The following is a 15,284-nucleotide window of genomic DNA, read 5'->3' as shown; positions in this document are numbered from 1 at the left end:
TGGACATGGTACAATACCAAAGGAGTGAGAAGACACCTTTACTTTTCCAAAGGAGATTTTTCGTCATGTTTAAAATTTTCATTGTCGAAGATGACAAGAAGCTTGTCAGCCTGCTGGAGGAGCATTTGCATAAATTCGAATATGACACGCGTTCTGTGACGGATTTCGCTGCGGTTCTGAGCGACTTCCGGAGCTACGATCCTCACCTGGTGCTGCTCGACATCAATTTGCCGAAATACGACGGATACTATTGGTGCCGGCAAATTCGAGGCCTGTCGACATGCCCGATTATTTTCATATCGGCCCGGGAGGGCAAGATGGACCAGGTGATGGCGCTGGAAAACGGGGCGGACGATTATTTGACCAAGCCGTTCGATTATGAAATCGCCGTGGCCAAAATCAGCAGCCAGCTTCGCCGAGCGTACGGTTCTTATGCCGCATCCCAGCAGACGCGGTCCGTCACGGTCTCAGGGCTTACGCTGGACGTGGACCGGCTCTCTCTGACCTTGAACGGGCAAAAGGTGGAGCTCAGCCATACCGAAGCTAAAATATTAGAGGAACTCCTCACCCGCCAGGAGCAGGTCGTCAGCCGCGACCGGCTGCTGGACCGGATCTGGGACGACCAGTCGTTCGTGGATGACAACACCCTGAACGTTTACGTCACCCGCGTCCGCAAAAAACTGTCAGGGCTCGGCGTGCAGGATGCCGTCCAGACCGTCAGGGGCCAAGGTTACCGGCTGCTTCCAAACTGGGAGGACGAAGCATGAAGCTGTATCTGAGAGACCAAGCCCCGCTTATCGCCCTTTATATTCTGCAATTATTTCTCATCACGCTGGTGTACCGGCTGGACGGGTACCGGAACGCCGAGGTCAGCCTATATGCGGCCCTGCTCAGCAGCTTCCTGTTCGCCGGGTACCTCCTGATCCGGTACTGGCGCAACCGGACCTTCTATGCTCGGCTGTCCGCGCCGTCCCCGACGACGGAAGAGCTGCTGAACAACAAGCAGCAGACTCCCTTGTCCCTGAGCCTGCACCGTCTGATCAAGGGGCAGTACCGCCGCTATCAAACCGAGCTGCAGCAGTATAAGCACAAGCTCGATTCCCATATTCAATTCATCAACCAGTGGGTGCATCAGATGAAGACGCCTGTGTCGGTCATCCATCTGATCATTCAGCATCAGGACAAGCCGGAGTTCACCGCGATCGGCGATGAGCTCGACCGGCTCCGGAAGGGGCTGGACATGGTGCTGTACACCGCCCGGCTCGACACGTTCGAAAAAGACTTTTATGTGGAAGAGCTGGATCTGGAGCAGGTGGTGCGTTCAGTGACGTCCTCACAGCGCCGGCTGTTTATACGGAGCCGCATCTTTCCTGTTATCGAGTTCGAACGGCCGCTTCGGATTACTTCAGACGAGAAGTGGCTGTCCTTTGTCATGACCCAGCTGGTCACGAACGCGGTCCGGTATTCCGCAGGGGAGGAGCACCGGCAAATCCGGTTCCGCGGATACCAAAGCGGCAGCGAGGCGGTTCTGGACATCCAGGACGAGGGCATCGGCATTCCGCAGGGGGATCTGCCGCGCGTGTTCGACCCGTATTTTACCGGCGAGAACGGCCGGTTGTACCAGGAATCGACCGGGATGGGACTGTACCTGGTCCAGCAGATTTGCAGCCGCATGGGACACGGCGTCGAGATCGAATCGGAGGAAGGACGGGGAACGACCGTCCGGATCAAATTCAAGCTTACAAATGTGTAAGCTAGTGTAATGTTGCGCGATGGCAGGCTGAAGCAGGCACAGCCTATAATAAGCCTATGACAGGAAATCAAAGCGGAGGAGCCTGGAGCACGTGACGATTCTGGAAGTGAAGCATTTGTCAAAAATCTATGAAGGCCGCGTACCGCTGCAGGCGCTCGACCATATCCAGTTCGCGGTGTCCGCCGGCGAATTCGTGGGTGTGATGGGCCCCTCGGGGAGCGGCAAGACTACGCTGCTCAACGTGATTGCGACCATCGACGAGCCGACGGCCGGCGAAGTCTGGATTAACGGGACCAACCCGCATCAGTTGAGCCGCAAACAGACCGCGCTGTTCCGCAGGCGCGAGCTGGGCTTCGTGTTCCAGCACTTCAACCTGCTCGATACCTTAAGTGTCGGGGAGAACATCGTGCTGTCCCTGTCGCTGGACGGCGTGCCCGTACAGGAGATGGAGCGCAGGCTGGAGGAAGTGGCGGAGAAGCTCGGCATTCGCGGGATTCTGGACAAGCGCACCTACGAGATTTCGGGGGGACAGATGCAGCGGACGGCCATCGCACGTGCGCTGATCCACCGGCCTTCGCTGATTCTGGCGGATGAGCCGACGGGCAATCTCGACTCCAAGGCGTCCAAGGACGTCATGGAGACGCTGGATCAGATGAACCGGCAGGAGCAGGCGACGGTGCTGATGGTGACCCATGATCCGGTCGCGGCGAGCTTCTGCCATCGGGTCATTTTTATCAAGGATGGCAAATTCTATAACGAAATCTATCAGGGCAGCAACCGGCAGGCGTTTTTCCAGAAAATCATCGACATGCTGTCGCTGCTGGGGGGAGACAGCCGTGTCCTTTCTACAGTTCGTTTATAGAAACGTCGCCCGCAGCAAGCGGACCTACGCAGCTTATTTTCTCAGCAGCGCCTTCTCGGTCATGATCTTCTTCATCTGCGCCCTGTTCCTGTTCAGCCCCTATATCCGCGGGCAGCTGATCTATCCGATCGTGATGCAGACGATGATCACGGCCGAATGCATCATGTATCTGTTCTCTTTTTTCTTCGTGCTGTATTCGGTAGGCTCCTTTCTGACCTCGCGGAAGCGGGAGATCGGAATCCTGCTGATGCACGGGATGACCAAGGGACAGTTGAACCGGATGGTCCTGATGGAGAACATGCTGATCGGCCTCGGGGCCATCCTGACCGGTATGGCCGCCGGCCTTATCACAGGCAAGCTCTTTTTGATGATCGGCTCCCGTTCCTTCGGGATGGCGCCGATTCCGTTTTACCTGCCCTGGCAGGCGCTGGCGCTGACGGCGGGCGCATTCGTGCTGCTGTTCCTGCTGATTTCGGTCTGCACCTCCGTCATGCTCCGAAACCGGACGCTCATCGAGCTGTTTCAGTCCGGGCAAAGGCCGAAGACGCCACCGCGGACGTCCGGCATCCAGTCGCTGCTGGCGGCCGTGCTGCTGCTTGCATCCTATGCGCTGGCCGCGACGACCACGGTGAATACGATCTACATCCGCATGCTTCCGGTCGTCATTATGACCATCGCCGGCACGTATTTCCTGTACACCCAGCTTGGCGTATGGGTCGTCCGGCTGCTGCAGAAGCGGAGGCTCTTTTTCTGGAAAAAGACGAATATCGTGACGGTCTCGAATCTGGCGTACCGGCTCAAAGACAACGCGAACATGCTGTTCATGGTGACGATCATTTCGACTGTTTCGTTCTGTGCGGTCGGCGTGTTTGCTTCCATTAATACGCTCTCCGGCCAGTTCCGGGAGGACTACCCGGCGGCGGTCAGCTATCTGTCCAAGGGCGGAAATTCTCTGGAAGCGCAGCATGTGCAGCAGCTTGAGGACGAACTTCGTGCGAAGGGGCTCAGTCCAGCGATCGTCAGCTTTCCGGTCAAAAACATCCAGGTCGGCCTGCCAGCCGGCGAAGGGGACAGCGCGCTGCTTCCGGTCATCTCTTATTCCAGCTACAAGCAGGCGGTGGAAGCCGCCGGGGACAGCGACCTGGAGAAGCCGCTGGAAGGCATTGACGCCCTGGTGATGATCAGTTCCGAGCGCGACCGTACCTACACCCGGATCCGGGAGATGGAGGTCTATACGCTGGCGGAAGAGAGGCTGCAAATCCGGGAGATCGGGTACACATCCCGGGTCCCCGTGCCTGAGCATGTCCTGCGGGAGATGAAGTGGAAGCGGGAGGGTGACTTCAGCGGCCTCGTGGTCAGCGACCGCCTGTTTGACCGTCTGACGTCTCCCGTGTCAGTGGACCTGTATACCGGATTCTACGTGGACGACTTCGAGCGTACGCTGGGCCTTGGAGAGCGGCTCGCACCGCGCGGCGAAGTCCGGTATGACGCCGGACAGCCGTACGCGATAACGGTGAGCGGCACGCTGTATGTGACGCAAATGACGTCTTACCGGGCGATGCTGTTCGCAGCGCTGCTGGTGGGGACGGTGTTTTTTATCGCGGCGGGCAGCTTCCTGTATTTCCGCCTCTATGCGGACCTGGACTACGACCGGCGCCAATACGACACGATCGCCAAGATGGGACTGACGGACCGGGAGCTGAACCGGATCGTGACCGGACAGCTTGCGATGCTCTTTTTCGTGCCGATATTACTAGCCGCTCTGCACAGTATTTTCGCTTTTATGGCGCTGCAAAGCTTCTATTATCTCTCCATCGCTTGGGAAATGGGGGCGGTGCTGGCGTGCTTCGTTACGGCCCAGGTGGCGTATTTTTTCTTCATCCGTTACAACTATTTGCGGAACGTAAGAAAGACCCTGATTTAACGCAGGGCTTCACTATAAACCGTATGGGAGGGAATTCCGTGGAGCAGTGGATTACCAGCGTCGTGGAACAGTTCGGCTATGTCGGTATTGCGCTCATTATTGCCCTTGAAAATATATTTCCCCCGATTCCGTCGGAGCTGATCCTTACGTTCGGGGGCTTTATGACAACGAAATCGCATCTGACCATCCCGGGCGTCATCGCGGCGGCTACAGTCGGCTCCGTGATCGGAGCGGTCATTCTGTACGGCATCGGCCTGCTGCTGGATGTGAACCGCCTGGAGCGGATCGTGGCCAAATGGGGCCGCATCCTGCGGGTCAAATCCTCCGATATCGCCAAGTCGGAGAAGTGGTTCAGCCGTTACGGCTACTTTACAGTGTTCTTCTGCCGGATGATTCCGCTCGTGCGGTCCCTGATCTCGATTCCGGCCGGGATGGCCCGGATGAAGTTCGGTCTGTTTCTGCTCTTTACCACCGTCGGAACGCTGATATGGAACACGGTGCTCGTGTACTTGGGGGCGGCCCTGGGAGATTCCTGGGAGAGCATTTTGCACTATATGGACGTGTATTCGCATGCCGCATACGCCGTGATCGGTCTGGTTATTGTATGCGTGCTGTTCCTGTACCTCCGCCGCGCGCGGGGAATGCGGGTTGAAAAGTAAACTGAAGGAGTTGTGAAACGTTTTGGATTTGATGGAAATCATTAAAGCGGTGATCCTCGGGATCGTCGAAGGATTGACGGAGTTCGCCCCGGTATCATCGACTGGGCATATGATTATCGTGGACGATATGTGGCTGAAGACCGGGGAGTTTCTGGCTTCGCCCGTAGCCAATACCTTTAAAGTCGTCATTCAGCTGGGCTCGATCCTGGCTGTGGTCGTCGTGTTCTGGAGCCGGTTTCTCGATCTGCTCGGCCTGCGAAGAAGGAAGCCGGAGACAGGAGGCAGCCGGGCGCAGGGACGCCTGAAGCTGACCCAGGTCATTGTCGGCCTCATTCCGGCGACCGTTCTCTGGCTTCTGTTTAACGATTATATTGACGAGTATTTGTTTTCGACCCGGACAGTGTTGATCGGGCTCGTCATCGGGGCGCTCCTGATGATCGCAGCCGACGTATGGCGGCCGAAGCGTCCGAAGACCGAGACGGTGGACCAGATTACATACGGGCAGGCCTTTGGCATCGGACTAGTTCAGTGCCTGTCCCTGTGGCCGGGATTTTCCCGCTCCGGTTCCACCATTTCCGGCGGGGTTCTGATGGGTATGAGCTACCGGGCGGCTTCCGACTTTACGTTCATTATGGCCGTGCCGGTCATGCTCGGTGCCAGTGGGTTGACCCTGCTGAAGAACTGGGAGTATTTTACGATGGATATGATGCCGTTCTTCGCGGCAGGCTTTATCAGCTCGTTTATCGTGGCGCTGATCGCCATCCGCTTCTTCCTGAAGCTCATCAACCGAATCAAGCTGGTACCGTTCGCCGTGTACCGGATCGTGCTGGCCGCCATCATTTTTCTCGTCATATGGTAACGATTCGTTATAAGCCCCTCGCAGAGGGGCTTTTTTTGCCGCTTAGAAACTCCTTCCAATCCAGGCCGGCCATCAGGTACAATAGGTTCGACAAGGAGGCCTGGCATGAAAATTAGAGTGCTGATTGCGGATGATAACTCGTTTATCCGGGAAGGAATGAAGATCATCCTGAATACGTTCGGGGAGTTTGAGGTGCTGGCTACGGTGAACGATGGGCAGGAAGCGGTGGACTACTGCCGGACTCACGAGGTGGACGTGGCGCTCCTGGATGTGCGGATGCCGAATATGAACGGGGTGGAAGCGACCAGAATATTGACCGAAGAGACTGGAACCAAGCCGCTGATCCTGACGACCTTTGATGACGACGAATACATTCTGGATGCGATCCGTTACGGCGCCAAAGGGTATCTGCTGAAGAACAATGACCCCGAGCGCATCCGGGATGCGATCAAGAGCGTGCACAGCGGTAATAACGTGCTGCAGGACGTGGTGCTGGATAAACTGAAGTCGGTGATGGACGGACTGCCTGCGGCCCAAGGGAGACGGACGGAAACAGGCGCCAATCAGGAACATGGAGGAGCCCAGCAGTCGGGTATGCAGGAGGCTGGCGGGAAAGGAGCGTCTGCGACCGCGGGGAGTGCATCTGGCCGGGGAACAGCGGGGGCATCGGCGGCATCGGCGGCGCAGGCTAAAGGAGACACGTCTTCCGATTGCCCGTTTGACCGCAGCGTATTCACCGAGCGCGAGCTGGAAGTGATGTCCCTGATCGCCCAGGGGCTGTCCAACAAGGAAATATCCAAAGAGCTGTTTATTTCGGAAGGGACGACGGCCAATTATATTACATCGATCCTGAACAAAACGGCGCTGTCGCACCGCACCCAGATCGCCATCTATTATTTGACCGGCAAGGTCCGGTAGGCGGCGGATTGTATGGAACTGTGGACCGTCGGCAACAAAACGATACTGCTGCTCTTTGTCGTGATCGCCACCTATTTTACAGCAGCCCAACCGGACCCGTGGATCGTGCTGCTGTTTCTCATTTACTCGGCGCTGAATCTGATGCTCCATATCGTGAAGGGCAGCCGGCTGAAGCAGGGCGCCATCGTGCTGATCGAGCTGTTTTTGATCGGATGTGCGGTGTACCATCCGTTTTTCGCGCTGCTGCTGCCCTTCGGGTGTTATGAGCTGGCTTCGTTTTATCCCCGGAAGAACGGGATCGTGCTCCTCGTCATCCTGATCCCGCTGATCTTCCTGCGGGATTCGATGATGGTTCTGTATATGTTCGCGGCCGCGCTGAGCTATTTCAATTATGTGCTGGTCCGGCAGTATATGGGCAGGATCGTCCGCCAGGAAGATGAAAATGAGCTGATACGCAAGGATATGCACCGCCTGGCCCGGAGCTTGAACGAAAACAGGGACTTCGCCAAGGCCTCGGAATATATGGTGAAGCTGGAGGAACGCAGCCGGTTAACCCAGCAGATTCACGACGGGATCGGGCATGCCATGACCGGGGCCCTGATCCAGATGGAGGCCGCCAAGCGGCTGCTGCACAGCGACCCCCATACCGCGGAGAATCTCCTCCAGAACGCCATCGGCATCTCGAAGGAAGCCATCGAGGAAATCCGCCTCACGCTGAAGAACAACAAACCCCCAGTGGAACAGCTCGGACTGAGCCGCCTGAAAACGGCGGTTGAAGCCTTTAGCGGCAAAACGGGGATGATGACCTCTGTCGTTCATGACGGGAACATGGAAATCATCACCCCTCTCCAATGGAAGATCATCTATGAAAATGTGACCGAGGCGCTGACCAACAGCGCCAAGTATTCCGGGGCTACGGCGGTGCATGTGGAAATCCGCGTGCTGAACCGCTTCATCAAAGCGGTCGTCTCCGATAACGGCCAAGGCTCGTCCAAGATCGTCAAAGGCCTGGGCCTGATCGGCATGGAAGAGCGGACGGCATCCGTGGACGGTACAGTCATCGCCGACGGCTCCCAGGGCTTCACGGTCACCACGCTGATTCCGTACGGCAAGAAATGATAAATTTCATATGACAGGTTATGCCCCCACGGCAAAGACATGAATTTTCTCATGGATCAAGGATGAACTTATGCACTGACATAAGGTCATCCTTTTTTATTAAGATAAGAGCATCAAGACAGATGGAGCGGGCGAGATGCATGCCGCCCTGTCGATCTGTTAAAAGGACAACGAAACGGAGTGGGATGAAATGAACGTGCTCGATATTCGGGGGCTGACCAAAAAATTCGGCGAATTCGTCGCCGTGGACAATATGTCGCTGACGGTAAGGGAAGGGGAAATCTTCGGTTTTCTCGGGGCCAACGGCGCCGGCAAAAGCACAACGATCAATATGGTATCCTCACTGCTGCGCCCGAGCAGCGGGGAAATCCGGATTTTGGACCGTGACATCACGAAGCAGAGCCGGTTCGCCAAGCTGAACCTGGGCATCGTGCCGCAGGATCTGGCGATCTATGAAGATATGACGGCGTATGAAAACGTGAGCTTCTTTGCCGGATTGTACGGTCTGCGCGGCACCCAGCTCAAAGAACGGACGGAGGAAGCTCTCGAATTTGTCGGCCTCAGCGACAAGGCGAAGAGCCTGCCGAAGAACTTCTCAGGCGGAATGAAGCGGCGCTTGAACATCGCCTGCGCGATCGCTCATAAGCCGAAGCTTATTATTATGGATGAGCCAACGGTCGGCATCGATCCCCAGTCGCGGAACTATATCCTGACCTCGGTGCGGAATTTGAATGAATCGGGCTGCACGATTATTTATACGAGTCACTATATGGAAGAAGTCGAGGAAATCTGCTCGCGGATCGCCATTGTGGATCATGGCAAAATCATCGCCGAGGGCACGAAGGAGCAGCTGAAGTCAACGATTACCGACGTGAAAGACATCCGCATCGAAGTGAAATCGGCGCAGCCTGCGGCAGCAGGGGCGCTCAAAGCGATCCCAGGCGTGCGGACGGTGCTGCAGGAAGAGAACGTGATCCGGATTCACAGCGACGCGGCGGTCGACAACCTGAACCGGATTCTGAAGCAGCTCATGGATGACGGGATGGAAATCCGCTCGGTGGAAGAGAAGGAGCCCAATCTGGAGACGGTGTTTCTGACCTTGACCGGAAGAAATTTACGGGATTAATCGCTTAAGCGGGGAGGAGGTTCATGAGGTGAATATTTTATCGATTGCATTTAAAGAAATCAAACAGGATTTCCGGGATCGGCGCACACTGATTTTTATGCTTGGCTTTCCGATCATTCTGATGCTGATTCTAGGCCTTGCCCTGACGAACGCATTCAGCGGCGACTTGAGCGTCGGTGACCTGAAAGTGGTCGTGAAGGACACCACCGGAGGAGGACCGCTGTCCGAAGCGTTTACTGCCTTTACCAAGGAGGCCGGAAAATCGGGGATCACGTTCGATTCGCTCCCGGCGGGGAAGAACGGCCGGACCGAAGTGGAGAACAACCGCTACGTGGATTATGTGGAGCTGAGCGGGCAGGGGATTTCCCTCTACGGCAGCAGCCGCAGTACGATTGAGAGCAATATTGTGCAGGGGATGCTGACGTCCTTTGCCGATAAGTACAATGCGGCTGCGGCGGTTGCGCAGACCGAGCCTGCACAGGTTCAGGCGGTGTTTGCGGGCGGAGCCGGGTCGGATTACATTAAGGAACTATCGATCAACGCGGACCGGACGCCGGGGTCCATTGATTACTACGCGCTGGCCCTGACGGTAATGGTTGGCCTGTGGGCGGCCATGCCGGCCGGGGGGCTGATCCAAAGAGAGATCGGGCGCGGAACGGCGGTGCGGCTGGTGACGGCGCCGATACGCAAAAGCGAGATATTTGCTGGCAAGGTGCTGGGCGGCATCGTGACCAACTTTCTGTTCGTGATCGTCATTATCGTCTTCAGCAAGTACGTCTTCAAGGCGTATTGGGGGGAACATATGGGCATCGTCCTGATCGTGCTGCTGTCGGAAGTCATCATGGCGCTGAGCCTGGGCCTTGCCTTCAGTTATCTGCTCAAAGGCAGCGCATCGCGGGGCATTGTCTCTCTGATCGTTCAGCTGATGTCCTTCTTTGGGGGAGCGTACTTTCCGATCGGGGACGAAGCCGGGGGAGGCATCATGGGATTTCTCGTGAATTTGTCTCCGATCCGCTGGGGAAATCATGGATTGACCCAGGTGATTTACGGAAACGACGTATCCGCTGCATGGCCGGCGGTGGGGCTGTATATTGGCTTTGCCATACTGTTTCTGGGCGCATCCATCGCCGTCATGAGACGCAGGGAGGGATTGTAACATGTGGAAGGATATCTGGTTTTTGGTGACCCGGACGCTCCGGGTCACATTCCGCAAACGCAGCACGATGATTCTGTATTTCGGACTGCCGATCGCTGGCATCTTGGCCTCCCTGCTGCTTTATGGATCGCAGGGAGCGACGGAACTGCGGGTAGGCGTGGTCAACGGTGACGACGGGCAGGCGATCGCAGCCGATACGGTTCGGTTCGTCCAAGAGTTGGACCATGTCAAGGTCGTGAACGTGACGCAGCAGGAGCTGCAGGAGCAGCTTGCCGCAAGCGATCTCGACAGCGGGCTGATCATCGAGTCCGGCTACTCGGAGAGCGTTCGGAGCGGCAGCCCGGACCATATCGCGATTCAGTCGGTGAAGGGCGCCCAGGTAACGGCGTATATGAAATCTATGCTGTACGGATATATCGACAACGTGGCGGCCATGGGCAGAATTTCGGCCGGGAACGACGCGAAGTTCCAGCAGCTGTATGACCGCTACCGTTCGGCCGACTTCAAGGTCACCTCCGAGTCTGTCAATGACACGTCGACCACGAAGGAGATGTCCTACCAGTCCATCGGCTTTCTGCTGATGTTCATGATGACCTCGGCAGTGAGCTTGTCGGAGCTCATTCTGAAAAACCGGGAGAACCGCACGTACTTCCGGGTGCTGTCTTCGCCGATTAACGCCAGGACGTACGTCATGGCCAACATCTTGATGAATCTGATCGTCATGCTGGCGCAGATCGTGATCGTCCTGTTCTTCATGCGTGTCGTGTTCCGGATCGATCCGGGCATGCCGGTGGCGCAGATGTTCGGCATCCTGCTGCTGTTCTCCTTGGTATCGGTGAGCATCTCCCTGGTGATCGTGGCCTTCTCGAAGAGCACCGCCATGGCCGGCGCACTTTCGAACCTGATCGTCACGCCGACCTGCCTGCTCTCCGGCTGCTTCTTCCCGATCAGCATCATGCCGGATGCGATCCGCCGGATGTCCGACTTCCTGCCCCAGAACTGGGTGCTGCAGTCGATCGAGAAGCTGCAGTCCGGCGAAGGCTTCGCCGGCGTATGGTTTAACCTGTCGATCCTGTTCGCGTTCGCGGTGGTGTTTTTCCTGATCGCGACCTACAAGTTCGGCAGAAACAACGATACGCGGAACTTTGTGTAAAGCTATATGGCGAAAAATAAGGGACCCCAGGTACGAAATCTGGGGTCCCTTGCTTCTTATTTGTCCGCTTTAAGCATGGCGCAGCCGTATGCCGGCAGCTTTACTTCAAGCTTGCCCTGGCGGGCAGACGCGGTTTGACCTGTGCGGATATCCGTCCAGCTTGATTCTTCCACGTCGACCGAGAGGGTATCCTCTTGGGCCGAATTGTTCATGAGAATGACGATCTTGTCGTTCTCGTCCTCGCGGGAGTAAGCCAGCTGTGTGCTTCCTTCCTCCGCGGACAGGAACGTCAGTCTTCCGGCGCGGAGCGCGCCGTACTGGTGGCGCAGAGCGATCAGGTCCTTATAGAACGCCAGCAAGTCCTGGTCCTGCTTGGCGGCATCCCACTGCATGCACCGGCGGCATTCCGGGTCCTGACCACCGCTGAGGCCGACCTCATCCCCGTAGAAAATGCATGGGGTTCCGGGGAACGTGAACTGGAACTGGGCGGCCAGCTTCATTTTATCTTTGTTCCCTTTGCATTTGGTCAGCAGGCGCGGCGTATCATGGCTGTCCAGCAGGTTGAACGCCACTTCGTTCGCCTGGCGCGGATAGCGGGAGAGCTGCTTGCCGATCGCATTGGCGAATCCTTCGGCATCCGTAATTCCGTCGACAAAGAAATCGAGCGCCGCGTTGGTGAACGGATAGTTCATGACGGCGTCGAACTGGTCCCCCTGCAGCCATGGTGAGGACTCGTGCCAGATTTCGCCGAGAATATAGGCGTCCGGTTTAGCCTGTTTTACGACCTGGCGGAACTCGCGCCAGAACTGATGGTCGACCTCGTTGGCCACGTCCAGGCGCCAGCCGTCGATGTCGGCTTCCTTGATCCAGTATTCCGCGACCTTCAGGAGGTACTCCTTCACTTCAGGGTTTTCGGTATTCAATTTCGGCATGAGAGGTTCAAAAGCAAACGTGTCGTAGCTCGGTACGCCGTCCTCCACGCCGATCGGGAACTTGCGGATGTGGAACCAGTCTTTGTATCGCGACTGCTCTCCTTTTTCCCGAAGGTCCAGGAAAGGGGCGAACGTCCGGCCGGAGTGGTTGAACACCGCATCCAGCAGCACGCGGATACCCCGCTCGTGGCAGGCGGCCACGACCTTCTTCAGCAGCTCCATATCCCCGAATTGGGGGTCGATCGTTAAGTAATCTTCGGTATCGTATTTATGGTTGGTCGTCGCCTTGAAAATCGGCGTAAAATAGATCGCATTGATGCCCAGCTCACTTAAATGATCCAGGTGGTCAAGCACCCCCTGCAGATCCCCGCCGAAGAAGTTGTCCCGCTCAGGCTCGCCGCCCCAGGGCAGCGTTCCTTTCGGATCCAGCGACGGATCGCCGTTTGCGAAGCGCTCAGGGAAAATTTGATAAAAGACCGCGTCCTTCACCCATGCCGGCACGGTGAAAATATCGACCGGATTGATGAAAGGATACTCGAACAAACGGTCCGGCGTCTCTGGCGGCTCCGGAAGGAAATCGTATTCGGTCATCCAGTACTTTTCCTTGCCGTCCTCGAGCAGAAATCCGTATTTCAGCCGGCGGTAGGGAGGCGTCACTTCGCATTCCCAGTAATCAAACAGTTCGTCGGAAACCAGCTTGATCATCGGGATATACTCCATCGACTCATCCCAAATGTACTTGTCGCCGGCCATAGCCGATACCGAGGTCACGTCGTCTCGTTTGGTGCGGATTCTCAGGTGGATGGTACGTCCGTCATAGGCATAACACCAGTTTAGTTTGGGGCGGTGGTACACAGCTTCCAGCAGCATCTCATTTTCCTCCTCACGCAAAAAAGGCACAACCAGGGTCCATTACTTCAGCCCGAGGTTGTACCTTCATTTAGGGTAACATAGCCTTTAAATTGGAATGCTGAGAACATCGGTTAAGGAAACGTCCGTGCTCAGGTAGCTAAAATATAGCATGATTCCTTCTGGGCTTCAACCTGTAAAATTGTGCGGCCGATAAGTGAACGCTCCTCCTCTTCCAGCGAAATAGGGTATAATCACAATGAAATTACCTTGGATGCTTATGCCTGAAACAGACAGAAAGGAACGATATCATTGAACGTATCATTGTTATATATCGAGGACGACGCCGAGATCGGCGAATGGGTCTGCCGGGACCTGACTGAACGCGGATATCAAGTGGAATGGCAGCGCAGCGGCGAAAGGGCTGCGGAGCTTGCGGCCAACTGCAAGCTTGTTATTCTCGATATCATGCTGCCGGGCCTGGACGGATTTACGGTTGGACAAAGGCTGAAGAAGGCGTACCCGGAGCTGCCGATTCTGATGCTGTCCGCGCGGACGTCCATCGACGACAAGCTGGAAGGGCTGCAGTTTGCCGACGATTATCTCACGAAGCCTTTTCATCCCGATGAGCTGGCGGCCCGCATCGAAGTGCTGCTCCGCCGGTCGGGATCGGTCGCGTTCGATGTGCTGGAACTGAAGCACTTGTCGGTACACGAGCGGGAGAACCGGATCGTGAACCGCGAGACCGGGGAAGAGATCATCCTGACCGGCAAGCAGTATCAAATTTTCAAGTTTATGCTCCGGCATTTGGGCCAGATCCTGACCAAAGAGCAGATCTATGAGGGCGTGTGGGGCGAGCCTTATTTCGACGGAGACAAAACGCTGATGGTGCACATCCGCTATCTCCGCGAGAAGCTGGAGCGTGACCCGGCCGCGCCCGAAATCATTGAAACGATCCGCGGTGTAGGTTACCGCATCAAGGCATGAAGACGGGCAAAAGCGGAAAGTTCCGCGGTTCGCTGCTGTCGAGATACCTTTTAATTATGGTCATCGCGCTGCTTTTTATTCCGGTGGTGTTTCCTGCGGCGCTGATCGGATATCAGCTCGTCAACTTGAATATCATCGATCCGCTGTTTCCCTCGGAGCCGGAGCAGGAAAATCCATACGCCGGCTTGCGTCTTGAGAGGAAGTGGCATCAGGAAGCCAAGCAGCTGAAGGACAAAACCCCGGCGCAGATCGATGCCAGGCTAAAAAAGCTTAGCCAGGAGTACGACAAGGCGGCCGTGTTCTGGGTTGACGGGCAGGGCAACCTCAGGGAGCCGGGGGGCAGCAAGCTGGATCTTCCGAAGCGGTGGAGCGCGTCGGATGCGATGGCCTATATGAAGAAGTACCGGGAATCCTACGGGAAGTTTACGGTGGTTGCTTTTATCGGGGATGCAGAGTCTCTGGGCAAGGGGTTTATGGTCATCGAGGTGCCGAAGGAAGTGCAGAGCACCCGCAGCGACTCGGTGTCAGACCGGACATTTTACTTCGTATATGTACTTATTCTGCTGATGTTTTTGGCCTTTGTCGCCGTCTCATGGATGTTCTTCGTGAACATGAGAAGGCGGCTGCTGAGCCTGCAGCATGCCATGAAGGTGCAGGGTCAGAACGGACTGCCGGAGCCGATCCAGGTCAAAAGGGAGGATGAGATCGGACAGCTGGAGAACGCATTTAACGGGATGGTGGCCAAGTTGGGCCGAAGTTTAAAGCGCGAACGGGAAGAGGAGGAGCTGCGCAAGCGGCTGATCGCCAACCTGTCGCATGACCTGCGTACACCGCTGACTGTCATCCGTGGCCATGTCCATACGCTGCAAAAGGAGCCCCTGTCCGATCGGGGACAGGAGCTGCTGAAGCTGACCGAATCCAAGCTCGGCGATCTGGGCGGGCTGATCGATAACCTGCTGTCGTATAATCTTCTGACGAGCGGCAGAT

13 protein-coding genes and 1 pseudogene are annotated in these 15,284 nt (G+C 56.5%); 13 read left to right on the top strand and 1 reads right to left on the bottom strand.

Annotation, left to right across the window (positions count from 1 at the left end):
• Window positions 1-65: 65 nt before the first annotated feature.
• The 11 genes from ABIE48_RS29305 (at window position 66) to ABIE48_RS29255 (ending at window position 11,529) form a co-directional block, all read left to right on the top strand.
• Window positions 66-767 carry a response regulator transcription factor gene (locus ABIE48_RS29305; RefSeq protein WP_076172731.1) on the top strand — a complete coding sequence of 234 codons (702 nt, stop codon included), beginning with the start codon at window positions 66-68 and terminating at the stop codon, window positions 765-767.
• The gene (locus ABIE48_RS29300) at window positions 764-1,753 is read left to right on the top strand and encodes a sensor histidine kinase (protein WP_145026989.1); all 990 of its coding nucleotides are present in this window, start codon (window positions 764-766) and stop codon (window positions 1,751-1,753) included. Before ABIE48_RS29305 ends, ABIE48_RS29300 begins: the two co-directional genes overlap by 4 nt.
• 91 nt (window positions 1,754-1,844) lie before the next feature.
• Window positions 1,845-2,615 carry an ABC transporter ATP-binding protein gene (locus tag ABIE48_RS29295; protein WP_145026987.1) on the top strand — a complete coding sequence of 257 codons (771 nt, stop codon included), beginning with the start codon at window positions 1,845-1,847 and terminating at the stop codon, window positions 2,613-2,615.
• Window positions 2,590-4,539 (top strand): ABC transporter permease, encoded by a 1,950-nt coding sequence (locus tag ABIE48_RS29290; RefSeq protein WP_192716022.1) that lies wholly within the window; start codon window positions 2,590-2,592, stop codon window positions 4,537-4,539. Before ABIE48_RS29295 ends, ABIE48_RS29290 begins: the two co-directional genes overlap by 26 nt.
• A 38-nt stretch (window positions 4,540-4,577) precedes the next feature.
• Window positions 4,578-5,198, top strand: coding sequence for a DedA family protein (locus tag ABIE48_RS29285; RefSeq protein WP_105445766.1), 621 nt, complete (start codon window positions 4,578-4,580; stop codon window positions 5,196-5,198).
• Window positions 5,199-5,229: 31 nt separating this feature from the next.
• Entirely contained in the window at window positions 5,230-6,057 is an 828-nt protein-coding gene (locus ABIE48_RS29280; protein ID WP_186326103.1) for an undecaprenyl-diphosphate phosphatase, read from the top strand.
• A gap of 105 nt (window positions 6,058-6,162) precedes the next feature.
• Complete coding sequence (locus ABIE48_RS29275; RefSeq protein ID WP_192716021.1) at window positions 6,163-6,975, top strand: response regulator; 813 nt, start codon at window positions 6,163-6,165, stop codon at window positions 6,973-6,975.
• Between the two features lie 12 nt (window positions 6,976-6,987).
• Window positions 6,988-8,094 (top strand): sensor histidine kinase, encoded by a 1,107-nt coding sequence (locus tag ABIE48_RS29270; RefSeq protein ID WP_192716020.1) that lies wholly within the window; start codon window positions 6,988-6,990, stop codon window positions 8,092-8,094.
• A 190-nt stretch (window positions 8,095-8,284) separates the two neighbouring features.
• Complete coding sequence (locus tag ABIE48_RS29265) at window positions 8,285-9,220, top strand: ABC transporter ATP-binding protein (protein WP_116232885.1); 936 nt, start codon at window positions 8,285-8,287, stop codon at window positions 9,218-9,220.
• Window positions 9,221-9,248: 28 nt separating this feature from the next.
• The gene (locus tag ABIE48_RS29260; protein WP_192716019.1) at window positions 9,249-10,376 is read left to right on the top strand and encodes an ABC transporter permease; all 1,128 of its coding nucleotides are present in this window, start codon (window positions 9,249-9,251) and stop codon (window positions 10,374-10,376) included.
• Window position 10,377: 1 nt separating this feature from the next.
• Window positions 10,378-11,529: an ABC transporter permease gene (locus ABIE48_RS29255; protein ID WP_192716018.1), complete on the top strand. Its 1,152-nt coding sequence runs from the start codon at window positions 10,378-10,380 to the stop codon at window positions 11,527-11,529.
• Between the two features lie 56 nt (window positions 11,530-11,585).
• Here the strand turns inward: ABIE48_RS29255 and ABIE48_RS29250 are convergent, their stop codons facing one another.
• Window positions 11,586-13,331: an alpha-glycosidase gene (locus tag ABIE48_RS29250; protein WP_145026972.1), complete on the bottom strand. Its 1,746-nt coding sequence runs from the start codon at window positions 13,329-13,331 to the stop codon at window positions 11,586-11,588.
• A 291-nt stretch (window positions 13,332-13,622) separates the two neighbouring features.
• On the opposite strand from ABIE48_RS29250, the gene ABIE48_RS29245 reads away from it, so the two are divergent.
• Both ABIE48_RS29245 and ABIE48_RS29240 read left to right on the top strand, forming a co-directional pair.
• Complete coding sequence (locus ABIE48_RS29245; RefSeq protein ID WP_192716017.1) at window positions 13,623-14,297, top strand: response regulator transcription factor; 675 nt, start codon at window positions 13,623-13,625, stop codon at window positions 14,295-14,297.
• Window positions 14,294-15,259, top strand: a pseudogene (locus ABIE48_RS29240) (histidine kinase dimerization/phospho-acceptor domain-containing protein); the annotation flags it as partial. The gene ABIE48_RS29245 and the pseudogene ABIE48_RS29240, both read left to right, overlap by 4 nt.
• Window positions 15,260-15,284: the final 25 nt, after the last annotated feature.

It is taken from the genome of Paenibacillus sp. OAE614, from assembly GCF_040546645.1.
Classification (GTDB): domain Bacteria; phylum Bacillota; class Bacilli; order Paenibacillales; family Paenibacillaceae; genus Paenibacillus_AQ; species Paenibacillus_AQ favisporus.
Note: the sequence above shows the minus strand (reverse complement) of the source record. Positions and strands in the feature narration are given on the sequence as shown.